Origin of the sequence: Thalassotalea euphylliae (assembly GCF_042682785.1) — a bacterium.
GTDB classification, from domain to species: Bacteria; Pseudomonadota; Gammaproteobacteria; order Enterobacterales; family Alteromonadaceae; genus Thalassotalea_F; species Thalassotalea_F euphylliae.
The window spans coordinates 83,936-108,278 of sequence record NZ_JBHUIB010000002.1 but is presented as its reverse complement, the minus strand read 5'-3'; the positions used below and the strand labels follow the sequence as shown (position 1 = coordinate 108,278).

Annotated in this window: 18 protein-coding genes; 8 read left to right on the top strand and 10 right to left on the bottom strand. The window is 41.1% G+C overall.

Annotated features, from left to right (window positions below):
* Positions 1–87 precede the first annotated feature (87 nt).
* The 5 genes from ACFSJY_RS06585 to fadR form a co-directional block, all read right to left on the bottom strand.
* The gene (locus ACFSJY_RS06585) at positions 88–909 is read right to left on the bottom strand and encodes a tetratricopeptide repeat protein (protein ID WP_386032442.1); all 822 of its coding nucleotides are present in this window, start codon (positions 907–909) and stop codon (positions 88–90) included.
* Positions 910–1,087: 178 nt separating this feature from the next.
* Positions 1,088–1,927: a tetratricopeptide repeat protein gene (locus ACFSJY_RS06580; RefSeq protein WP_386032440.1), complete on the bottom strand. Its 840-nt coding sequence runs from the start codon at positions 1,925–1,927 to the stop codon at positions 1,088–1,090.
* Between the two features lie 55 nt (positions 1,928–1,982).
* The gene (locus ACFSJY_RS06575) at positions 1,983–2,819 is read right to left on the bottom strand and encodes a tetratricopeptide repeat protein (protein ID WP_386032438.1); all 837 of its coding nucleotides are present in this window, start codon (positions 2,817–2,819) and stop codon (positions 1,983–1,985) included.
* A gap of 257 nt (positions 2,820–3,076) precedes the next feature.
* Entirely contained in the window at positions 3,077–3,904 is an 828-nt protein-coding gene (locus ACFSJY_RS06570; protein ID WP_386032436.1) for a tetratricopeptide repeat protein, read from the bottom strand.
* Between the two features lie 229 nt (positions 3,905–4,133).
* The gene (gene fadR, locus ACFSJY_RS06565; RefSeq protein ID WP_386032433.1) at positions 4,134–4,844 is read right to left on the bottom strand and encodes a fatty acid metabolism transcriptional regulator FadR; all 711 of its coding nucleotides are present in this window, start codon (positions 4,842–4,844) and stop codon (positions 4,134–4,136) included.
* 292 nt (positions 4,845–5,136) lie between these two features.
* Between fadR and nhaB the strand changes: the two genes are divergently transcribed.
* Positions 5,137–6,729, top strand: coding sequence for a sodium/proton antiporter NhaB (gene nhaB, locus ACFSJY_RS06560; protein ID WP_386032430.1), 1,593 nt, complete (start codon positions 5,137–5,139; stop codon positions 6,727–6,729).
* 105 nt (positions 6,730–6,834) lie between these two features.
* A complete protein-coding gene (gene dsbB / locus ACFSJY_RS06555; RefSeq protein ID WP_386032428.1) occupies positions 6,835–7,353 on the top strand; it encodes a disulfide bond formation protein DsbB in 519 nt (172 codons plus the stop codon).
* 71 nt (positions 7,354–7,424) lie between these two features.
* On the opposite strand, the gene ACFSJY_RS06550 is transcribed toward dsbB, so the two are convergent.
* The 3 genes from ACFSJY_RS06550 to psrA form a co-directional block, all read right to left on the bottom strand.
* Positions 7,425–8,837, bottom strand: coding sequence for an SLC13 family permease (locus ACFSJY_RS06550; protein ID WP_386032426.1), 1,413 nt, complete (start codon positions 8,835–8,837; stop codon positions 7,425–7,427).
* Positions 8,837–9,844 (bottom strand): beta-N-acetylhexosaminidase, encoded by a 1,008-nt coding sequence (gene nagZ, locus ACFSJY_RS06545; RefSeq protein ID WP_386032424.1) that lies wholly within the window; start codon positions 9,842–9,844, stop codon positions 8,837–8,839. The genes ACFSJY_RS06550 and nagZ overlap by 1 nt, the downstream gene beginning before the upstream one ends.
* A gap of 99 nt (positions 9,845–9,943) precedes the next feature.
* Positions 9,944–10,564 (bottom strand): TetR family transcriptional repressor PsrA, encoded by a 621-nt coding sequence (gene psrA / locus ACFSJY_RS06540; protein ID WP_386032421.1) that lies wholly within the window; start codon positions 10,562–10,564, stop codon positions 9,944–9,946.
* Between the two features lie 1,399 nt (positions 10,565–11,963).
* Between psrA and ACFSJY_RS06535 the strand changes: the two genes are divergently transcribed.
* The 5 genes from ACFSJY_RS06535 to ACFSJY_RS06515 all read left to right on the top strand — a co-directional run bounded on the left by ACFSJY_RS06535 (position 11,964) and on the right by ACFSJY_RS06515 (position 16,629).
* Positions 11,964–12,581 carry a GNAT family N-acetyltransferase gene (locus ACFSJY_RS06535; RefSeq protein WP_386032419.1) on the top strand — a complete coding sequence of 206 codons (618 nt, stop codon included), beginning with the start codon at positions 11,964–11,966 and terminating at the stop codon, positions 12,579–12,581.
* A 100-nt stretch (positions 12,582–12,681) separates the two neighbouring features.
* Positions 12,682–13,488: an SAM-dependent methyltransferase gene (locus ACFSJY_RS06530; protein WP_386032417.1), complete on the top strand. Its 807-nt coding sequence runs from the start codon at positions 12,682–12,684 to the stop codon at positions 13,486–13,488.
* 41 nt (positions 13,489–13,529) lie between these two features.
* The gene (locus ACFSJY_RS06525) at positions 13,530–13,760 is read left to right on the top strand and encodes a hypothetical protein (RefSeq protein WP_386032415.1); all 231 of its coding nucleotides are present in this window, start codon (positions 13,530–13,532) and stop codon (positions 13,758–13,760) included.
* A gap of 15 nt (positions 13,761–13,775) precedes the next feature.
* Entirely contained in the window at positions 13,776–15,599 is a 1,824-nt protein-coding gene (locus ACFSJY_RS06520; RefSeq protein ID WP_386032412.1) for a tetratricopeptide repeat-containing diguanylate cyclase, read from the top strand.
* Between the two features lie 79 nt (positions 15,600–15,678).
* Positions 15,679–16,629, top strand: coding sequence for a substrate-binding domain-containing protein (locus ACFSJY_RS06515; RefSeq protein WP_386032409.1), 951 nt, complete (start codon positions 15,679–15,681; stop codon positions 16,627–16,629).
* 214 nt (positions 16,630–16,843) lie between these two features.
* On the opposite strand, the gene ACFSJY_RS06510 is transcribed toward ACFSJY_RS06515, so the two are convergent.
* Both ACFSJY_RS06510 and ACFSJY_RS06505 read right to left on the bottom strand, forming a co-directional pair.
* On the bottom strand, positions 16,844–17,356 hold the full coding sequence (locus ACFSJY_RS06510; RefSeq protein ID WP_386032407.1) for a hypothetical protein: 513 nt from the start codon (positions 17,354–17,356) through the stop codon (positions 16,844–16,846).
* A gap of 22 nt (positions 17,357–17,378) precedes the next feature.
* Positions 17,379–18,014 carry a class D sortase gene (locus ACFSJY_RS06505; RefSeq protein ID WP_386032405.1) on the bottom strand — a complete coding sequence of 212 codons (636 nt, stop codon included), beginning with the start codon at positions 18,012–18,014 and terminating at the stop codon, positions 17,379–17,381.
* 247 nt (positions 18,015–18,261) lie between these two features.
* Between ACFSJY_RS06505 and ACFSJY_RS06500 the strand changes: the two genes are divergently transcribed.
* Positions 18,262–24,333, top strand: a complete 6,072-nt coding sequence (locus tag ACFSJY_RS06500; RefSeq protein WP_386032403.1) for a PAS domain S-box protein — start codon at positions 18,262–18,264, stop codon at positions 24,331–24,333.
* The last annotated feature ends 10 nt before the right edge of the window (positions 24,334–24,343 follow it).

The window sequence follows — 24,343 nt, the reverse complement described above, 5'->3', positions numbered from 1 at the left end:
CGTTAGTTGTTTTTAAGCAATGCATATTGATTAAAATGCGTTATCCGCTGCGGTTAGTTCTCGAAGCGGATAACAATATGGGAAGAGTTACTGGACACTTGCCCCAGAAAACAAATCTGCTAAGAATACTAAGTAAAATTCGTTTGCATCGTCTATCTGCATTCGAATTGAACAAGAACCACGCTCAGTACATGTTTTCCCTTTGAAGCGAGAACCCGTCGACTTTATATGTTTTCTAAACGTCAGCAACTGTTCATTGAATAGATCTTCGAGTGGTGGAGACGTTATTGTGATAACTTCCATCTCATCTTTTGGCCATTCTAAAACCCCTTCAGCATTTTTTACTAACATCAATGCATTTTGTGCGTTAGTGACTGCTGGAAAGGTTTTCGCATCAATGACCATTTCACTTTCTATGTAGGCAATCGCTTGTGGTACCTGTTTATGGCGCAATTCATAGGCTTTAGCTAAGTATTGATCTGCCTTTTCCAAGTCTCTTCGTTCATATCGTTTATCGAAATAAATCATCGATAACAAAAAGTTTGCGTTCTTATCTTTGTAATATGCCGCTCGAGATAAATACTTGATACTTTTATCTATGTCATAATTTTCTTGGCTGGTCATATAGATATAGCCTGCATGCAACTGAGCTGAGGTATACCCTGCTTTAGCTGCTTTCTTAAAATATTTCAGAGCCTGCTTTTCATCCGCTGTAACGCCATAGCCATTTTTATAAAACTGCCCTAGCATCAAATTGGCCAAAGGATGTCCTCGCTTAGACGCGGTCTTGTATTTTTTAAAGTATTGTTTACATGCATCAGTATCGCACTGTTCTATCTTTTCATAGGCAAAAGCACTTAGAGATGTACATAAATATAACGATAAAAACACTGATATCATTGTCTTCATTTTAAAGCTCCCTGTTGTTCTTTATTTAGGGCAAATAACTTAATTGTTAACAACTAAGCATATACATGATTGCCCTGTTCACTAGATTTAACCTTTTCAACGGTTTATAGCGCAGCTAGTTCAAGCTTAAAAAAGGCGGCTAACGCCGCCAAAGTACTTCACTAGCTTCGTCACAAATTTATTCGCCAGCCTTAGCTCCTGAAAAACCATCAATATAGAAAATTCTAAAATCAGTCGCATCAGCAATGTCAGCACGTTGCATACAAGTCAACCTTTCAGCACATGTTTTACCTAAGAAACGTGTACCTGTTGACTTAATGGCCTTTCGAAAATCCATCAACTGTTTATGAAAAGTTTGCTCAAGTGGTGGAGAAGTTATGGTAATAACTTCAATACCGTCTGCATGCCAAGAAAGCGAACCGTCTTTATGTTTTTCAAGTGGCGTTGCATTCATAGCCGCATACAACTTAGGGAAGTTCTGTTGGTTAATTGGCATTTGTTGCTCGATATATTTCACTACGGTAGGCATTTGCTCATACTTTTTCATGTAAGATTTTTCAAAATACGCATCAGCTTTCGCGAGATCTCGACTGTTGTACTTTTCATCAAAATACAGCATGCCAAGCACAAAATTAGCGCCTTTATAATCGTAAGTTGCTGCTCGCTCTAGATACTTGATACTTTCTTCAATGTCGCGCAATTCTTTATCTGTCATATAAATGTAGCCAGCTTTAAATTGTGCAGCCGTATAACCATGTCGAGCAGCTTTTTTAAAGTACTTCAACGCAACTTTTGAATTCGCTTTGGTGCCATAGCCATGCAGATAAAACTGACCGAGTGTTAACATAGCGAGTGGGTGGCCGCGTTTGGCTGCTTTTTTGTACTGCTTGAAATAGTTAACGCACTTTTCTTCCATGCATTTGTCTATTTTTTCTGGCTGTGTTGATGCTGATGCATACCCACAAATCATTACCCCTGAAATCAAAGCTAGAAGGTAGTTTTTCATTGAAAGCTTCATATCGCCTCCTGAGTTATTGAGTTTAAAAAAGCAGCCATACAATCAAAATTGATATCTAGAATTTGCCACTATTTACGTCTTTACCTGTGAATCCTTGCAAAAATAAGAAGTTAAAATCTGTCGCATCGGCAATGTCTGCTCGTTGCATACAAGTCAATCGTTCAAGACATGTTTTTCCAAGGAATCGCGTACCTGTTGACTTGATGGCCTTCCTAAAGTCCATCAACTGTTTATGAAATGATTGTTCCAATGGAGGAGACGTTACTGTAATGACTTCCACCCCATCAGATGGAAATGACAATGCGCCATCCTTCCCTTTATGCAATGGCACTTCATTCATTGCCTCAAACAATTTAGGGAACGACTGTGCTGATATTGGCATCTCTTGCTCTATAAACTGAACAACCGTCGGCATTTGCTCATACTTTTCCCTATACGCTTTTTCAAAGTAGCTATCAGCTTTAGCCAAATCCCGAGATTTATACTGTTTGTCGAAATACAACATGCCTAATACAAAGTTTGAGCCCTTGTAATCATACTTCGCTGCATTCTCTAAGTACTTAACACTTCTTTCTATATCGCGAAGGTCTTTATTGGTCATGTAGATGTAGCCAGCTTTAAAATGGGCAGCGGTGTACCCGTGACGAGCAGCCTTTTTAAAGTGTTTCAACGCCACTTTGGGATTTGCCTTGGTGCCGTACCCGTGAAGATAGAACTGTCCTAGCGTTAACATAGCAAGTGGGTGTCCGCGTTTAGCCGCTTTTTTGTATTGTTTGAAATAGTTAATGCATTTTTCTTCCATGCACTTGTCTATTTTTTCTGCAGCTATTGCTTGATTAGTTAAAACCGACACAGTTAGCGCGAGTAGAACTGTTATTATTTTTTTATTCATATCTATTCCTTATACATTCCTTATATATTGGAACCGTGAAACTTTTTCTTTCAGGCTCACCTATCACCGTATAAAAAACAAACAACCAACTAAATACCGTTCACCACAGAGAATTGGCAATTCGTCACTCGTTCATGTCCTTTCCTTTCGTAACAACCGGCTATTGGGGACTTAAAGACATTACCAACATCTGAAAATTGGACAAAAAAAGGGTGGCATAAGCCACCCAAGGGTTTCACACTTGCTTAGTCGTAAACTTATTGACTATTGCTTGCTCCGCCAAAGCCATCGAGAAATAAATTATTGAAGTCTGTAGAGTCTGCAATATCTGCTCGCTGCATACAGGTCAGGCGTTCTGCACATGTTTTACCTTGAAAACGCGTACCTGTTGATTTAATCGCTTTTCTGAATGACACAAGCTGTTTATTGAACGTCTGCACTAATGGTGGCGACGTAATAGTGATGACTTCTACATTTTCATCATGAAACGATAATGTGCCATCTTTATGCTGAGCCAATGGGCGATCATTCATTGCTGCATACAGTTGTGGAAAGTTTTTCTGATCAATTGGCATTTCAGCTTCAATAAACTTCACTACTGTAGGCATTTGTTCGTACTTCTTTTTGTAAGAAGCAGCAAAGTACTCATCCGCTTTTTCGAGATCTCTGTTGTCATATTTTTTATCGAAATGCAGCATACCTAACAAAAAATTAGCACCTTCATAATCGTACTTCGCCGCCTTTTCAAGATAGTAAGTAGCATCGCCAATATCACGTAGTTCTTCACTGGTCATAAAGATATAACCCGCCTTAAACTGACCCGATGTATAGCCTGCTCGAGCAGCTTTTTTAAAGTACTTTAATGCTTTCTTTTCATCTTCTTCTGTACCGTAGCCATGATGATAAAACTGACCAAGAGTCAACATCGCTAGCGGATGGCCGCGCTTAGCTGCAGTTTTATATTTTTTGAAATACTCTACGCACTGAGGCGTATCGCATTTACCAATTTTCTCTGCAGAAGCTGTCTGACTAAAAGCTATTAATACAGCGGCAATAACTAACTTATCTATATTTTTAAATAACATAATCAATTCCTTTTACGATAACGCTTTAAGTGTAGAAGGTTATTTGTAACATTTATGTTAACGATATCGTTACAGCCAAATAACCTGAATACCGTTTATCCCTCATTTAATGCAATTCGTCACAGCCACATCGCAATTAACCGAAAACTAAACCCCATTCACTTTCGTTGGGCAAAAAAAAGAGCTAAGTTTTCACTTAGCTCTTTTAGATAACCGCAGACATTAACGCTTATTGTGCGAGTTCTTTTAATACATCATCTTTCAGTTCAGCCCATAATTGGCCAGACTCTAAACCGTATTTGCGTACAGCAAGTACCGACTCGTCAAATTTGCCTGCTTTGGCCAATTCAATTAAGCGCTCGTAATAATTGCGCGAAATTTCACGGCCTTTAGGGTGTGCAAAATATAATGAACCTAGACGCGAATAAAGCGCTCTAAAACCATTCAATATCAGTAAATAAATAGAATTACCTGAAGCCACAACCAACTCTTTATTTAGCGTGTAATCAAATTCAGCGAATGCTTCACCTTCATCAACAACTTGTTTGTATGCTTCTAACAATTCGATAGTTTTTTCTGGGTTATTTTTAATCGCACCACGAATATAGATAGCGCTGATATTAGTGCGTGCAGACATTAGATTATCTACAAGCTCAGGGATACCATCCTGATCTAACTGAGCAAGCGTTTCTAATATGTTAAGGCTCGACGTTTCCCAGAAGTTATTTACACGAGTTGGTTTACCATGCTTAATTGTTAACCAACCGTCTCTCGCCAATCTCTGCAATACTTCACGCAATGTAGTACGTGTGACACCAATAAGTTCAGAAAGCTCTCTTTCTGCAGGCAAAATAGATCCAGGGGGGAAGCCACCATTCCAGATAGATTCGACAATGTACTGCTCTGCAAATCCTGCCGGACTCTGTGCTTTTATTACCATGTTACTTGGCCTCTATTTACCTAAAGCATTAACAAATTTAACTGATTGTACCAGAACACCCAACTAGTACAACCAGTTATAGTATTGAATTCATCTAACGCAAACAGCTATGCCAAAAGCACACATCACAGAGGCTAAAAATTAGAACATCAAGATGACACAGGCGCCAAAACTTAGTGAAAAAAATGCGCCATGCTATTAATTATCCTCAAAATTATGTGATATATTCGAGAAAACCCTTTTGTAAAGTGCCGGAAAGAGCGCTTTATCACAACAACAAATAAGGTAAGTTATGCAGCAATCATTTATGAGTGCGTTTTTTAAGAACTTCCTCGGAAACTCACCAGATTGGTATAAGTACGCAATCGTCGCGTTCCTCGTCATTAACCCGATTTTATTCTTCTACGTTAGTCCCTACATTGCTGGTTGGGCCCTCGTTTTGGAGTTTATCTTTACACTTGCAATGGCATTAAAATGTTACCCACTGCAACCGGGTGGCTTATTGGCCATTGAAGCAGTCTTTATAGGGATGACATCCCCAAAGCACGTGCTTGATGAAATCGTATTAAATATAGAAGTGCTCTTGCTCCTTATTTTCATGGTAGCGGGTATCTACTTTATGAAGAACCTATTGCTATTTTTGTTCACCAAAATCATCACAAAAGTAAAGTCAAAAACAGCCGTTTCTATCTTGTTCTGTTTTGCTAGTGCTTTCCTATCTGCGTTCTTAGATGCGTTAACCGTTATCGCGGTAATCATTAGTGTTGCGGTGGGCTTTTACACGGTTTATCACAAAGTCGCCTCTGGTAAAGAAATACATCACGACCACGACCACACTACTGACGATCATGTTCACGAAGTATCACGCTCTGATTTAGAAGACTTCCGTGCCTACCTTCGTAACCTTATGATGCACGCGGGTGTTGGTACAGCACTTGGTGGTGTATGTACAATTGTAGGTGAGCCACAAAATCTTATTATTGGTCAGCAAGCGAGTTGGGAATTCGTCGAGTTCGCCATTCGCATGTCTCCTGTGACCGCCCCTGTATTTGTTGCCGGCCTTTTAACTTGTTTTCTTTTGGAGAAAGTAAAATGGTTTGGCTATGGTGCTCAACTACCAACCAGTGTTCGTCATATCCTTGAAGACTTTGACAAGGCCGAAGCGGCTAAACGCACTAAAGCAGACAAAGTAAAACTAGTTATGCAAGGTGTTGTTGGTTTGTGGCTAATTGTTGCGCTAGCACTTCATTTGGCCGCTGTAGGTCTGATTGGTCTTAGTGTAATTATCTTTGCGACTGTTTTTACTGGCGTAACAGATGAACATCAAATCGGGCATGCGTTTGAAGAGGCTCTCCCGTTTACCGCCCTACTTGCTGTTTTCTTCGCTGTTGTGGCAGTAATCATTGATCAGAAGCTATTTACACCAGTTATCGATTGGGTATTAACCTATGAGGGTAATATGCAACTCGTGATGTTCTATCTCGCTAACGGTTTCTTATCTATGGTTTCAGATAACGTATTTGTGGGCACGGTATATATCACAGAAGTGAAAAAGGCATTGCTAGCCGGACAAATTACACGAGACCAGTTTGATATGCTTGCCGTTGCAATTAATACCGGTACTAACTTACCAAGTGTTGCCACTCCAAACGGCCAGGCAGCATTCTTATTCTTGCTAACATCTGCCTTAGCACCACTGATTCGTCTTTCCTACGGACGTATGGTAATCATGGCTTTCCCATATACCATAGTGCTCACTATCGTAGGTCTAATTACAATCTCAAGTGGTTTCTTAGAGAGCAAAACAGCAGACTTCTACGAGCAAGGTATTATTCACCACCATACTGCAGATGAAGCAGCTAAAGGCGCACCAAGTGGTCACTAATAGTGAATAACTTGTAAAACTTTCAAACAAAAAAGCGCCTTTACGGCGCTTTTTTTTATGCCGTTATTCGCTACAATGCCTTAAACAACAAGAACAGGACACAGTGTGAACGTTATAAGTAATCTTGCTACCAATAAAAAAGCATGGGTATTACTGGCTATTACAGCCTTAGGACTAGAATTAGCCGCATTATTTTTTCAGTACGTAATGGATCTAAAGCCATGCATTATGTGCGTCTATCAACGAGTCGCTATATGGGCTATCTTCTTTGCAGGTATTGTAGGCTGCCTTGCTCCCGGCCAATTATTGTTTAGGCTGATAGGTTATGGGTTATGGGGCGTAGGTGCTATTTGGGGCCTACTCATTGCTCTTGAGCATGTCGATATGCAAAGCGCCACATTATCTTTATTCTTTTCCTGTGAATTTACGCCGAATTTTCCTAGTTGGGCGCCGCTTCATGAGTGGATACCTTTCCTATTTGAAGCAACAGGCGACTGTGGAGAGATTAGTTGGGAATTTTTAGGTTACAGCATGCCGCAATGGATGGTGGTCGTTTATGGCGTTTATACAGCCGTTTTGGCTACACTGCTAACGAGTCGCATTGCCATAGCCAAGAACCTTTAACCAATTTTCTCTCACTAAAAAAGGCGTAACTTCAGTTACGCCTTTTTCTTGTTTGAACTAAGTATCAGACACTACACCAACATAACGTAACTAATGATGGTTGTTACTGATGCCGTTAACAGACTCAATACAAAACCTTCACGCACCATATCTTTGATTGCAAGCGTATTGGTCCCATACGCAATGGCATTTGGCGCAGTAGCTACAGGCAACATAAACGCACAGCTTGCGCAAATAGTCGCAGGTATCATAAATACGAGTGGATCTTGGTCAATAGAAATTGCTGCCACAGCAAGTATTGGTAATAGCAGCGTGGCAGTTGCAGTATTGCTTGTAATTTCTGTTAGATAGGTAACAACTAAACAGATAACAAGAATCATTGCCACAACAGGAATGGTTGCTAGCGATGAAAGCCAATCACCTAACATTACACTCAACCCAGAGCTGACAAATCCTTTAGCAATAGCAATGCCACCAGCAAACAGTAACAACATACCCCATGGGATAGATTGTGCTGTTTCCCAATCAAGTAAACGCTTTTTCTGACCCGTTGTTTTATCTTTTTCACCACTTGGCACGATAAACATAACCACTACTGCCGCTAACGCTATGGTGCTATCACCTATACCTTTTAGGCCTAACAAGCCCGTCCAACCGCCAAAAGGCTCTTGTCTAGTAATCCATGCAAGTGCAGTTAAACCAAATACCACTAGTACACGCTTTTCTTCGCTGCGCCATGGCGCTAACTTTGGTAGCTCTATATCTAGTGACGTTTTGATATTTCTGGTCAGCCATAGCGCCATAAAAGGAAGCGAAATAAGCACTATAGGAACGCCTATTTTCATCCAAGCAAGAAAGCCCATTTCCTGCCCCACATTTTCCTGGTAGACCCCCATGAAAATAACATTGGGTGGCGTCCCTATCGGCGTTGCCACGCCACCTAAACTGGCAGAGTAAGCAATACCTAATACTAGGGCTATCGTGAGTTTGGGGTTACTAATTTTATGAACAATAGCGAGCGCAATTGGCAACATAATCAAGGTTGTCGCCGTATTTGAAATCCACATGCTCAACATGGCGGAGGCAAGCATAAAAGCAAAAACAAGTCGCTTACCGCTCGACAGGCCGACCATACGAACCATGTAAATAGCTAGGCGCTCATGGACATTTGATCGTTCAAGCGCTTTTGAAAGCATAAAAGCGCCCATTAACAGTAATATAACGTGGCTACCAAGTGCCGATGCTGCTGTTTTATGATCTATAACCCCAAACAGAGGTAACAGCGCAAATGGCACAAGCGACGTTGCAGGAATAGGTAGCGCTTCGCTAACCCACCATATCACGGTTAACGAAGTAACTGCTGCTGCAGTTGCCGGCAAGTGCTCGAGCCCCAATGAAGTAAGAACAACATAAAAACACAGGGCAAAGGCAATACCAAAAACCAAATAGAAGGACTTATTGGTTAATAACGACTTCCAACTCATTAATGTAATCCTAATACGGTTCTCGCCTGCTGCCACTCCGCCAATTGGGCTAATTGTGTGTAGCTTATTTTACTATTTGCCAACATGCGTTTTAATCGAGCAGAACTTTCAGCCTTAACACCGATATTGGCATTATCAATCACGTCAATTGCCGCTTCGCGATCATTACATACCAGTAACATATCACAGCCAGCTGCTTGCGCTGCTTCAGCGCGCTCAACAAAACCGCCAACCGACGCAGCCCCTGCCATTGAGAGATCATCACTAAAAATGACCCCATCAAATGCTAACTGACCACGCAACACCTCTTGAAGCCAAAACTCAGAAAAGCCTACCGATTTAGCATCAAAAGCAGGGTAAATTACATGAGCAGGCATTACCGCGTGAACAATGTTTCTTGCCATTAATTGACGAAACGGCTCCATGTCTTGCCCTAAGATGTCTTCTTTTGAGCGTGTATCAACGGGCAATGCGATATGGCTATCTTCTTTTACACTGCCATGACCGGGGAAATGTTTGGCTGTTGCCTTCATACCAATCGACAACATACCTTGTATACATGAAGCCGCAAGTTCAGTAACCACGTGCGGAGTTTCATGAAATGCTCGATCGCCGATAACATCACTAATGCCATTGATATCAGCAACTGGAGCAAAGCTAATATCTACGCCAACAGACATCACTTCAATCGCCATTAATTGGCCCGCTGCGTAGGCTAATGTAGACGCTTGTTGAATATCGCCATTTGCCGTTTGCCACAAACTCCCCATTGTCGGTAAAAGAGAGAAGCCGTCGCGAAAACGTTGCACCCGTCCACCCTCGTGGTCTGTGGCAATAAGAATGTCAGGATTGATAGATTTAATTGCGTGACATAATGCAGTAACTTGTTCTGGGGATTCGTAGTTACGTGCAAACAAAATTAATCCACCAACAAGTGGATGCGCCAACAGCTCTTTATCTTCTGCTGCCAGTGATGTCCCCCCGACATCTAACATGATAGGTCCCATAATGTCCCTTTAATTATTTAAAACGGTAAAATTTAGACATTAAAAAAGCGATATTTAACCACATTAAATATCGCTTTAATACTTATCTTGCCAGTACAGCTACTTTAACGGTGCAGCAACACCTGCGGCAATGTAAGGAATAACTTGCTCAATTAGGTTTTCTATTTCCAGATCTCGGCTAAAGTCGTTTTTGGCTATATCAAGCAGAGCGTCACTTGACGACATCGTGAAAACAATAGTGCCCATTGTAAAGTGTAATCGCCAAAACATATCTTCCGGTGAAAGTTCAGGGTACGCACGTTGCACCGCATCGACAAAGTACTGAATAACATTTGGGTATTGTGTGGTTAAAAACCAACGCAAAAAGCCTTGGCTATCCGTGTAACCTCTACCCAAAAGTTGTAAAAAGTTACTTGTACCATTTTCTCTAAAGTTATTTAACGACAACAAGGGTTGAACAAACGCAGAAAACACATCGTTCAAGCTAGCATTTTCATCACTACCAACGTCAAGCAAAGCCTTTTCTAGGTTAGGCGCAAGCTCATTCATATAGCGTGACATTACTGCTTTAATCAGCTCCTTTTTAGAGCCAAAATGGTAGTTCACAGCCGCTAAATTTACCTCAGCTAAGCTGGTGATTTCACGTAATGAGGTGCCATTAAACCCCTTAACAGCAAATAAATCTTCTGCTGCATCAAGTATCTTGTTCTTTGTTGTCATAGTACTTCGCCAACTACCTGTTCTTGTCAGTGTTAAACATCTAGTTTAAACACCTGTTTAAAATAACTCAGTTGACTCTAACGCGTCAATCAGTTGTTCATGAAAGACAAATACGAACATCAATATGTGAATAAAAACCAAATCAACCGCTCATGAATCTTGGAAAAATAGTTATCTACGAAAAAATTATTATTTTTTGAGAAATAGCGGGAACTTTTCTAAAAACCCTTGCTCAAAGAACTTAAGAAACGATTCTCCCTGACTCAGCGACCTGATCTGTCAATCGGCACTGAGTCTTTTTTTGGCCAAGAGGTTTCCTCTTGGTGGGTATTTTAATGAGCCGCGATATCCGCTCATGCAGAAGTGAGCGGTGTACTCATTTACACCATTTAATAGGACATTTGGTTAAAGACAACTTTGTACATGACACTGCTATAGAGTTGTCATGTGGAAAATTAGGTTATTCATACTCCCTTACGATGACTTTGCCCAGAGTAATTCTTTGGGCTTTTTTTTGCCTTTCATTTTCCTCAACAACAGCCCCGCTGCCTAAATATATTCTTCAGTGCATTACATTTTTAAACACTAGTCCAACAGTAAAAAACATTGCCTTGTCATACACTGTCATCACTTTTCAAGAACAGCTTGTGAAGTGACTTTGTTATACTCTCCCTTATTTAGCTCAGCACCTTTTGCTGAGCTTTTTTTATTGCCTAAACTCCTCAGCAGCCATTTAAATGAAAGGATATAAATAGCTGTTACAACTTAGAACAAAAAACACACAGCTTTTATACAGAAATACCGACAAACAACGCATACAATAGTCTCAACTTTTCAAGTAGCAGCTTGTAAAGTCATTTTGTTTTCCAAGTTTCATGACATTCGCCCAACCTCCTCGGTTGGGCTTTTTTTTGGGATAATTTTACTGCAGTTTGTTTTTTTATTAAAAGCAGCCATTCATTACACTTTTAAACACTAGTCCAACAGTAAAAAACATTGCCTTGTCATACACTGTCATCACTTTTCAAGAACAGCTTGTGAAGTAACTTTGTTATACTCTCCCTTATTTAGCTCAGCACCTTTTGCTGAGCTTTTTTTTGCCTAATTTTTATGTGAATAGAAGCACTTACAAAAAAGACAAAAAATATTTCAGCCAAGTCTTCATTTAAGGTCTACACTTAGTGTTACTTAATGATGAAGCCCGTTGTTAAGTGCTATGCAAAACTTCCTTGTTTCATGAAATATCGGCCTCACAGCAATCTTGTTGTGAGGCCGAACCTATTTTTGGCGTTTGAAAATTTTCTTCATATAGATACAGAATACAGAAAAGTCTTTATTTCCCAATCTGCTTTTTTATACTACCGCTAGTATTTGGACACTCTAGCGCAGCTACTCCTTTATGGCCGTTAACTTATCAACTGTTGAAGACTATACCTTTGAAACCGAACGTCTTCGCATACGCCCTATCAGTGAAGAAGATGAAAGCTTATATGTTAGTCTTTATACTTGTGAGCGAATAATGCGAAATATTGGGCCTGTAAAAACAGCAGAACAAGCCAAAAAAAGTTTCGAAAAAGTCGTTAGCGCAATGAGAAAGAGCATTGTGTCTCGACAACCTTATTATTTATTCTGGATTATTGAGCTCAAAGAAACCCATCAAGCATTGGGCATACAAGCGCTAAATTGGTGCCAAATTCCGTTAAAACATATCGACAATGGAACACGCATACACACAGGAAAAAATGAACCTGAAATAGGCATAATGCTAAATCGTTCTGCGCAGGGGAAACAAATACCGACAGAGGCGCGCGCAGCTCTTCTCAATTTTGCCTTCAACTACCTGAACGTAAAACAAATTTATACAACCTTTGACAGCGGCAATATACCAATAGCTCGGCTAATAAGAAAATTAGGCTTTAGCCAGCAGCGTTGTTTTATTCCATGTGAGCGTAACAAAGAATACCGTTTCGTCACAAAAGAGGCATTTGCTCAATCGCCATATGCGCACATTTATTGAGCAGACAGGTAATAAAGGTAAAAATTACAGCCGATTAATGGTGAAATTTTTACTCGACTAGGATATAAAAACTTATCCTAACTAAAAATAATAAAGTGAGATGGCAGGAAGTCTTGTTTGCGTCGGTATAGGAATGACCCTAGGCGCACATATCACACCAATAGCAAAAACGCATATTGAACAAGCTGATGTGATCTTCTCGCTAGTATCAAGTGGCGTTGTTGAACAGTGGGTTGAGGCAATGCACCACGATGTCCGAAGTCTTCAACCGTATTATGCTGAAGGCAAATCGCGCCGTAATTCTTATCATGAAATGCAGCAGGCCATGCTGGACGAAGTGCAAGCCGGTAAAAAAGTTGTCGGCGTATTTTATGGACACCCAGGAGTTTTTGCGCAAGTACCCCATAATACTATAAGTATGGCTAGAGAGTTAGGCTACTCTGCACATATGGAAGCGGGTATTTCAGCTGAGGATACCCTTTTTGCCGACCTAGGTATTGACCCTGGTAAAACAGGTTGTCAACACTATGAAACTAGTCAATTTATGTTTTTTAAACGCAATATTGATACTGCCGCCCTTCTTGTTCTGTGGCAAGTCGGTATGGCGGGTGATCAGTCATTGGAAAAATACACGACAGATAGCCGCTACCGTCAAGTGCTCGTAAACCTGTTAAGCCAATATTACCCACTAAACCATGAAGTAATTATATATGAAGCGGCAGTGCTTCCAATCGAGAAAGTTCGCGAAGAGCGAGTATTACTAAAAGATTTAATCAGTGTAGAAGTATCACAACAGACAACATTGGTTATTCCACCAGCAACGGCACTGGAACCTAATGACGAGATACTACATGAATTAACCTTACTTGATACCAAACAACCCAACCCTTTTAGGTTGGTTAAGTAGTATCAAGGTTAATAACCACCATAACAAAAAAGGAAAAAAATATGTCTAAAGCATTAGAACTATTAGAAAAGTTGGGTAACGGTACGTCAGTCTCTGACAATGAAATTAAACAAGCACAGTTATCAGAAGATGTGACCCTAGCGCTTTTGAACAAAGACAAACATGCTCTTGAAGCGGCACTAAATGTTAGAGCGCAGGTATTTTGCGGTATCCATGAACCTGATGAAGATGACGACAAGAAAAAGAAAATATCGTTGGCGATCAATGGCTAGTAAGGCCTGTTAATTATGAATGTAGATGCAATAAATTCAGTGTTTTTAAAATTTCCATTATTACGGATATTCTTTGTTTTTATTGCTCTACAAAACCTTGCATTAGCTTCAAAGTTAGAGTTACAAAAAATTAGAGAACTACCAATAGAAGAACGATTAACGTACATTGATGAGATAAGGCTTATACAGCCTTCGAATGCTCGCCTTTTACTAAATGAACTTGAATCGTCTCAGGGTTCTTTAACTAAAGCTCAAAATGATTACTTCCTCCTGCTTTCAGCCTCTCAACTGATGTTTGAAGGTAATTTTTCTTCTGGCCTGAAAATAACAAAAAAGTTACTCAAAGATAACTCATTAAATATAAATACGAAAAGAAAGACTATTCAATTAAATATGAATGTAGCCCTGATAAATAGAGATTGGGGATTAGGCTTTAAACATCTTGAACAGCTACTCTTGCTTTTACCTCAACTGACAGATGACATTGCGAAACAAGACGCGCTAGTTGTCGCTGCCATGTTTTATAATCGATTGAATGAACACAAAATCACGTTGAGTTATGTCAAACAAGCAAAGCAACTCGATTTAAACAAGAAGAATCTTTGTGTATCAGAAAGGCTTTTTGCGGAAGCATCATTAAAACTAGGGGTTATTTCCCCTCACGATTATTCAGTTCAAAATGCTTTGGAGACGTGTGAGAACAATCAACAATTCATTTGGTCCGGCTTTCTAAGAACATTAATTGCACGCCTATACAATGATATGGAATCTCCAAACGATGCGTTAAATATGCTTCTTCCGTATCTACCCGAGTTAAGAAACACTAAATATTCGAATTTAATTGCAGAAGTATATAGTGCAATGGCTCAGGCTTATTGGCTAAAGCAAAACACAGATAAAGCTTATGAATATGCGCAAAAAGCATTAGAAGTTGGCAACCATATATCTAGTACACTTCCAATGGTACAAACTTACCTGTTGCTCTATAAAATTGAAAAATTGGGAGGCAATGTTGATAAGGCACTTGAATATCACGAGCAGTATGCCGAAGCGGATAGACGTTACTTAGACGATTTATCAGCCAAAGCAATGGCATTTCAACTGGCTCAGCATCAAGCGGAACAACAGGAGAAAAACATAGCGTTGTTAAACAATCAAAACCAACTGCTAAGTAACCGAAATGCCCTATTGCAAGCTGAGAATGAATTAGCGTTATCAGAAACGGAAAATAGTCGATTAATCGGCTTGTTGATGCTGATAATTATGGCGTTATTAGCCTTTTTTGGCGTACGCTCTTGGTTATCACAACGGCGTTTGAAAGTACTGGCGTCAACAGATTACCTTACACAAACCTATAACCGCGGACATTTTATGATGCTAGCTGAAGAAATGCTTGCATCAGCCGAGCGAACTAACAGAACAGATACATGTATCGTATTTGATTTAGATAAGTTCAAAGAAATTAATGATAAATATGGTCACGCTGCGGGAGATTGGGTACTAAGAGCGGTCGCTGACGCGGTTAAAACCGTTATTCGAGATCAGGACATTTTTGCCCGTTTAGGTGGGGAGGAATTTATCATTTTACTCCCTAACTGTGATACGCAAGCAGCGCTTTACGTTACTGAAGAGTGCGGTAAACGACTGGCAGCAATAGATACACGCCCAACTGGCAATAGGTTTGGTGTTAGTGCCAGTTTTGGTATCAGTACCACCGCCATTTCTGGCTATATTCTTGATGATATTGTTCGTCAAACGGATGAAGCTATGTACTTGTCTAAACAGAATGGTCGTCGTCGTGTCACTATTCATCAAAAACCCGAAGAAGCAATCGCTTAACTCGATATCACTGATCATATAAAAAGTGAAAAGTTAGCTATAGTTACCCTTATATATGCACCTCATTTAAGGTCTTATGATGGTAACGACACTTCGCTGTCAGTTCTGGCTCGATAAGTTTCAAACCGGAAAAACCAGTTATCACGCGTATACTCTCGCGTTTTGTATGCTATTAGTCACTCTATTGTTCTCTACGCAAAGTGTTGGGCGATATGTTGACGATGAAGACCCGCTTTTTGTGGTCGGTTCAACATCCGTTTCAAAGCTGGTCGAAGTCATCAAGGAGCCGTTTTATAAACAAACTGGCATCAATATTTTGATTCGTCCTATTGGGTCTGAGAAAGGTGTAGTGTCTATTGGCGAAGACGTATCTGATATCGGTATTATTTCACGTTACCTTACCGATGAAGAGCAAGCTCGCTGGCCAAACCTTGCACAAATCACCATTGCTCAGGATGCCATTGTGTTTATGACGAATACAGCTAACACTTTAGCCAATATCGATGAGCAAGAGATAATTGCGCTGTATACTGGTAAGGTAGCAACCGTCGACAATGGTAGCCTAACTTTGCTGAGTAAAGGAAAACATCATGGCACACATGATGTGTTTTTGAGTTATTTCGGCCTCGACAGCATGCCGGCACCTTTAGCGACCAATATGTTGGTTTTTAAGCAGAAAGGTCAAAATCAGTTATACGGACAAGCCAAAGCGAAAGCCTATGATCAAATAAACCAAGCATTCGCAAATATTTCACGTATCGAAGATGCGATAGCCTATGAATCCTTGGGTGCATACCACGTATTCAAACAATCAATGCAGAACAGTAAAGCAAAGCTTTTGTCATTAAATGGTATTCCGCCCATTAAAAACAGTCAGCCAAACCCGGCCTACCCTTTTAAGCGACCTTTCAATGTCGTGATTAAGCCAAATGCAGATAAATCTGTTAGTGAATTTGTATCATTTTTAATGAGTGAAAAAGGACAAAAATTATTAGCCGATAGCTTTTTTATTCCGCTCTATGACAAATAACCGTATATAAAAATCAATCAGTGTTTGAACAAATTGTATTAGGCTTTGGTATGCAAAATATTCTTATTACCGGGTAGAGATTTTTTAATATACGTCAACAGGTTACGACGCCATCATTTTGTGCTGTTTTCATTCAAAGGCTAAGCCAGTGAGTAATTGTCGAACTCATTTAAAAAGGCTCCGAAGAGCCTTTGGTAAAAGTGATGGAAAATATCTATCGATTGACGCGTCTCAAAGCGAACCCAAGTATCAAAAACACACCAGCAAAGATAACCAACCAGCCTTGTTGGGTAGCCGTTTTAGGCAGCGTGCTAGCCGCTGCAATTTTATCTGCAGAAATATCACTCATAATTTCAATAATGGCAAATCTATCACCTTCGGGAACGTGCATGGTAATTTCATAGCCACGTGGCAATTGATCAAAGGTGTATTCGCCATTAATTTTAATATTTTCAACGTCTTCAACAGTAACGCGATCTTTACTGCCATCTTCCAAATGCATGTCTAATACCACATCATTCATGCCTGACATCCGAATAACGTCCGCTTTCATTTTAACAACGGTTTCACCATTCACATCCAGCACTTCCTGACACATAGCACCAATATTTGGATACTTTTGCGTGATCTCTGGGCTCCATAGAATTTCCGAACACTCTTTTGCCGTTACAGATGTAGCAAACAGTGCCGCGCAGAGTAGTGAACTTATTTTTATTAACTTTCTCATACTTTTTCCCTTTTGCGTTTTATTAAATACGTTTGGCTTTAATGATGTAGCGCTGCGGTGCAGAGCCTACAAAATAAAATGGATAACAAGTAACCAACGTCAGTTCATCATCACGCCCATCGTTCATAATGGCGGTATCATCGGGTGTTGTTATCGTGTGACCTGTTATTTCATAAACAGTTTGTTGACCTTTTAGTGTCGACACTTCGATAGTTTGTCCTGGTGACAGTTGACCTAGATGACGGAAAAAGCTGTCACGATGACCTGCAATCACCAAATTACCTTGCCCCTTTAATGTGCCTGTACCCGGTACACGCCCAACACCAAGATCCAATTCTTCATCACTAACGCCCTCAAAAATAGGTACGTTAATAGAGATACCCTCTATCGTTAAAACACCTACAGGTTTCTTGTCTGTTACCAAGGCTAGGCGGGCGTATTTTTGCTTCCGAATATCAGACCAATAAGATTTAGACAGGTCATGGGTTGTTGACGTTATATTGGGCAAAGCACCGCTAACGTCATTAACCTGCTCTGCTACCCAATACGCTTTCGCTTTACCAAAGACAAAAAGCAGCAACATGAATAGCGCAGCGGTGAAACATAGGCGCTCAAGACGTGTTAACGTAACTTTGCTTACCAAGGCTAATACCAACATAAGAATTTCTAATAAAATCAGTATAGATAAGATTTTCAAAATCGAGAGACTTTCTGAACCACTACACAGCATTGATCAAGAAATGAAAACCGCAACCAAAGCCCAACCGTAGAAAGAGAGTAAATTGGTTCACGGTGTCGGGCAGTCGGGAAAATTATTGTGATTCACTTGTGATAATGACAATTGCTCAGTACATTTAATCTATAAACAAAAATAATTGTAACTGCTGCCTAACCTTATGGTTCATTTGAAAAAATTATTCCGTTTTTGGTGTTTTTGTTGTTACCTCACGTTTTGCTTTCTAGCAGGGATTAACGTTGCGCACGCAAATGATGATCGTGTAAAGATCGCGGTGCTTCCTCCGGTAAACGACACCTTTTGGCAACAAGCACTGGCGCTGGGTCAAAAAGCCGCAGATGACTTAGCAGTAGAGTACAAAGTATTTCCTGCACCTAGCTCATCTGAACACTACATCACCCTTGCTGAAGAAGCCGCCAATTGGGCAGATGGTGTGTTATTTCATGATTTTTCAGGCAATGGTGAACGTGTTCTTCAAGTTCTAGAAGCGCAAAGCATACCCGCTATTTTGATTAACTCGCCAATTTCGAATACCAGTCTGGTTCCTCGCCAAAAGTACACCAGCTGGATTGGCAGTGTTTTACCCGACGATGTCAATGCTGGACAGGTATTGATGCAGCAACTTTTGCTGGCTAGCGATAGTAAAACCAGTGCTCACCACGTGTTAGCGATCAGCGGTGACAAAACAGCAACTGCAGGTAAGCAACGGCTAGCGGGCTTGCAGAATGTGCTTTCTGGAACCCCAAATATCGCATCTGTAGATATTCAACATGCCAATTGGGATCCCAAACAAGCCGTTGAACTATTTAAGAAAAGTTATACACAAAACCCAGAAATTACGATTGTTTGGTGCGCTAGCGATGCAATGGCTAAGGCGGTTGCTCAACACATTCAATCATTGGATGTGACATATCCACCTGTCGTGGGCGGTATTGATTGGGATGGAAAAGCAATAGACATGGTTACACAAGGCGATCTCGCCGTATCCGTGGGTGGGCACTTGTTCGACGTGGGGTTCGCTACGGTGCTAATGCATGATTATTTGCGTGGTATTGATTTTCAACAACAGGCCCTGACATACGAGATTCCGATGTTAGCCGTAACCCAACGCAACACGGCAACGCTGAGCAAACTTAAACGCTTAAATCCGAGAAACATCGATTTTGCGCATCTATCGCGAGCGGCAGATCCGGATAAGTTGGCATACAGCTTAGATTTGAACCAGCTTCTGATGTTTGAAAAGAATGAGCCCGCTATCAAGCCAAACCCAGAGGTGTCAGGACTGTCGCTTACCACTATGCAATGGATTGTGTTAGCTACAGTATTAGTTGTCATTTACTTTGTTAGTAGCGGCCTGTTTTCTGTCGTCAAAAAGACAAAAGCAGATCCGCTGAAATATCAGTTTACGTCTGCTAGAAACAAAAAAGTGGTGGTCGCCACTGTTACGCTGTTGGCATTGGTGTTCTTGACCTTTGCTTTTATATTTCTGCAAGTATTCAAAGAGCGCACCCAAGAGCAATATGCTTCCTCCCTCGAAACAACCCGAAAAGCAGCACAGTTAACACTAAATGTATGGGCGAACTACAAGCTTGATGAATTAAATGCTATTGCGGCTATGCCTATTGTAGTAGAGGCTGCTCAAACATTGGCAGCAACCCAAGATGACGCAGAAGCCCTAATAAACAGCCCAGCACAATTAGCGTTGCGAAAATATGTACATGACTTTTTACCTGCGTTGAACTTAGGCTATTTTTTGATCTCTCCAGAGCAGATAAGTTTAGCGTCTAAGCGCAACAGCAACATTGGTTCGCTTAATATCATAGCGAAGCAACACCCTGAGCTATTAGCGCGCGTTTTTGAACGAGGAGAGTCACTGTTTATTCCGCCCGTGGTTGCTGACATCAAGTCAGTTACGTACACCACAGCCTTTTTTATTGCGCCAATTACCGATACGCAGAACAATATTATTGGGGCAATCACTATGCGCGTAGATCCGAATGCCACCTTCTCTCAAGTGCTCTCTACAGGTCGTTTTGGACAAACAGGTGAAACCTACGCAGTTAATAACAAAGGCTTTATTGTTAGCCAAAGTCGTTTCTATACCATAGATGAAGCAATATCGAATGACTTACTCACATACAAAGGCGTCATAGAGCTTCGTGTGCCAGAAGCATTTGACACTGAGCAGCCTCCAACACGAGCTGCAAAAGCGCTCACCAAAAAGCTAAATGGCTTCGATACTGAAGGCTATTTGGATTATCGTGGCGTGAAAGTCATTGGTAATTGGGCTTGGAATGACAAGCTTAACGTCGGCTTAGTCACGGAAGTTGACTATAAGGAAGCATTCGCTGGTTATCACAGAATTAAAGTCGTCCTCCTCAGTTTTTTAGCTATTTTCATTATCTTAACCATTATTGGTGTCATGCTAGTGATGTTTATTGGTGAAAGTGCAAACAGAGTGCTGATCAAAGCGAAGAAATCGCTAGAGCAGGAAGTTAACGATCGCACAAAAGCCCTTTCAGACAGTGAATTGAATTTTAGGGGTTTGTTCGAGTCATCAAGAGATGCGCTAGTTGTGCTTGCTGATGAGAAGTTTATTGACTGTAACGAAGCAGCACTGAACATCTATGGCGTTAATAGCAAAGACGAGTTGATAGGCGTATCAATCAAAGATATTTCGCCTGAAAAACAGCCTGACGGCAGCTTGTCTCAAGAGAAAGCAGCAGAAAGAATTGCTCAAGCACATAAAGACGGCTTTGTGCTTTTTGAGTGGGAGCACCTCCGCTTTGGTAACCAACATGTACCGTGTGAAATTTATTTGCAGCCTGTGGACTGGAAGGGAAAGAGCGCCCTACTTTGCACTGTGCGTGATATTACATCTAAAAAACTTGCCGAGCGGCTCAACCGCAAAAATGATATTCGCTTAAAATTGGCAGCGGAAGCAGCGGGCCTGGCCGACTGGGAGTGGACACCATCACTCAAACGGTTAAGCGGTTCAAGTATGTTGAAACAGCTGACTGGCGTTAGCCCTGGGCGGGTTGATCTGAAACAAGACTTATATCCTTATATTCACCGAAAAGATCTCGCTAAAGCACTATCCGCACTGAAAGCGTTTAAAGAAGGTGACAATATTTTTTGTACAATTGATGTTCGCCTCAAAAAGCCAAACGATAGCCAATACCGTTGGTTAAAAACAACACTTAGAAAAGCCGCATCAATGACCTATCAACTGATTGGGGTTTGCCAAGATGTTACGGCTCAAAAAGAAGCTGAGTTCGCCGCAGAAAAAGCGGCAAAAGAGCGAGAAATTACAATCAATACGATACCAGGTATTGTCTACACCTGTCGTTTAGATGAAGACTGGACAATGTTGTTCATGAGTGAAATGACTGAGCAACTTCTTCAAATTCCGGTGCAGAAATTCTTATCTGGCGAAGTTACATACGCCAGTATTATCCACCCTGAAGATAGCCAGAAAGTCGATGAAGCTGTTTATGAAGCAGTAAGAAACAAGACAACTTACACTATTGAATATCGTATCAGCAAAGCGGATGGCAGCGAGTTATGGGTCTATGAAAGTGGCCAAGCGACCTACGATAAAGACGGTACAGCACAAGCGCTGCATGGCACCATCATAGATATTACCGATCGAAAAGAGTCAGAACAGCAATTTCAGGCACTGATAGAGTCAGCCCCTGAATGTATGTTGGTGGTCAACACTGATCGTGAAATCATCTTGGCTAACGCATTGGCTGAAAAGTTGTTTGGCTGTAATAAACAAGAATTGCTCGGTCAACCTATTGAAGTGTTGATCCCCATGCAATATCGAGCGCATCACGCGGATAATGTTGCTAGCTACGTTAAGAAGCCATCGGTACGAGAAATGGGCTCTGGGCTAGAGTTAAAAGCTCTTCACAGTAAAGGGTTTGAGTTTCCAGTAGAAATTAGTTTAAGCCCATTAAAAGTGGGCAACGAAATGCTTATTTGTGCGTCTGTCCGTGATATCTCAGAACGCAAAATTGCTGAACAACAATTGCTTGAAGCCAAAGAAGCTGCCGAACAAGCCACGCAAGCGAAATCAGATTTCCTTGCCAATATGTCGCATGAAATACGCACGCCAATGAATGCTATTATTGGCATGTCGCACCTTGCACTTCAGCAGCAATTGCCGCAAAAAGCGCGAAACTATATAGATAAAGTTGAGCTGAGTGCACATTCCCTACTAGGAATTATCAACGATATTCTCGACTTTTCTAAGATCGAGGCGGGTAAATTAGACATCGAGAATATCGACTTTAATTTGAATGAGGTTGTCGATCATTTCAGCACGACACTTGGTCTGAAAGCGGCTCAAAAAGACATTGAGTTACTCATTGATCTGCCTGCCAATATGCCCATGAATTTAATTGGTGACCCGCTTCGCTTGAAGCAAGTGCTACTAAATCTCGGCAGCAACTCAATCAAGTTCACAGACAAAGGTGAGATTACCCTTAAACTCAGTGTCGAACGCCACTTCGATAACACCTTGATCGTTAAGTTCGCCGTGACAGATACCGGTATTGGTATGACTGAAGAGCAGCAAGCAAGGTTGTTCCAAGCATTTTCGCAAGCAGACACCTCCACAACCCGAAAATATGGTGGTACAGGCCTTGGTTTAACCATTTCCAAAAACCTTGTCGAATTAATGGGAGGAAAAATTCAGGTTGAGAGTGAATATGGTAAAGGCACCACGTTCAGCTTTACCAGTAAACTTCAGCTAAGTGACAAGAATCTCGATCAAAAGCTTATTGTCCCGTCCCACTTGGCTACTTTAAACATCCTTGTGGTTGATGATAACGACGGAGCACAAGAAATTATCAAAAGTATGCTTGAGCAATTTGGTTACCATGCAACGTCAGTAGGTTCAGGAAAAGCTGGATTGGACATGATTGCGTCAGCGACTACTCCTTTTGATTTAGTGTATGTCGATTGGATGATGCCAGAAATGGATGGCCTTGAATTTGTTCAGCAGTTGTCAATTCAACAAGGCACCGATATGCCTAAAATTGCAATGATGACCGCTTATGATATTCAAGAGATGGCAGAAAAAGCAGCGTTGAAGCAAATCCACTACGATGCTTCACTGAGTAAGCCGACAAATCCCAGCCACTTATATGAATCTATATTAGAAGCCTTTAGCAGCCACATCACGAAAGTAGCGCCAGAGCCACTTCAACAACAAGATTGGTCGCACCTTGCAGGTAAACGAATTTTACTGGTTGAAGATAATGCCTTTAACCAAGAATTAGCAAAAGATTTACTGGAAGGACAAAGTATTGAAGTAACCATTGCCGAGCATGGGCAGGCTGCCTTAGATATACTGGAACCAGATAAGTTTGATCTCATATTAATGGATTGTCAGATGCCCATCATGGATGGATTTACCGCGACAACAAAAATCCGTGAAATGCCAGAGTATCAGGACTTACCTATTGTTGCGATGACTGCCAATGTCATGCAACAAGACATCGAAAAAACGCAAGCGGTTGGCATGAACGACCATATCGGAAAGCCAATTGAAGTGAGCACCTTGTTTTCAACACTTACTCAATGGTTATGCGATGGGCAGCTGATGACGAGTCCAGACACCTCTGGCCAGGCGAGTAAGCCATTATTTGAAATGCCTATCATCGCCGGCATTGATACTCAGCAAGGCCTTCATACCGTTGCAGGTAATACCGCGTTGTATACTAAACTGCTTGGCCGTTTTGTCGAAGGTGGTAACACATTTGAAATGGAGTTTGATGCCGGTGACAAAGAAACCAAAATACGGTTGGCGCATACACTAAAAGGCACCTCAGCAAATATTGGCGCTATGCAGGTCAGCCAGCTGGCAGCGCAATTGGAAAAAGACACTACAACCATAGCTGACCAAGCAGCCTTAGACTCACTCAAAGATAAACTCGTTCTAGCATTAGACAATGTATGCAATGAAATAAAGTTGTACTTAGAGGCCAACACCCCCCATGACACTGGCGTAACGAAAGCCAATGCACTAAGTGACGACGACATTAAAGTGCGTATCAAGGAGATAATTGAATTGGCTGAAGAGTTCGACAGCGCGGCAGTAGACAAATTAGCTGAACTTATTGAGCAATCTAACGGCAGTAACTTCAGTAAAACGCTTGGCAAGGCAAACAATAAACTTGCCGTATATGAATTTGAGGACGCTATCGAGGTATTGTCTGAGTTATTAGACTAGGCCTGACGTT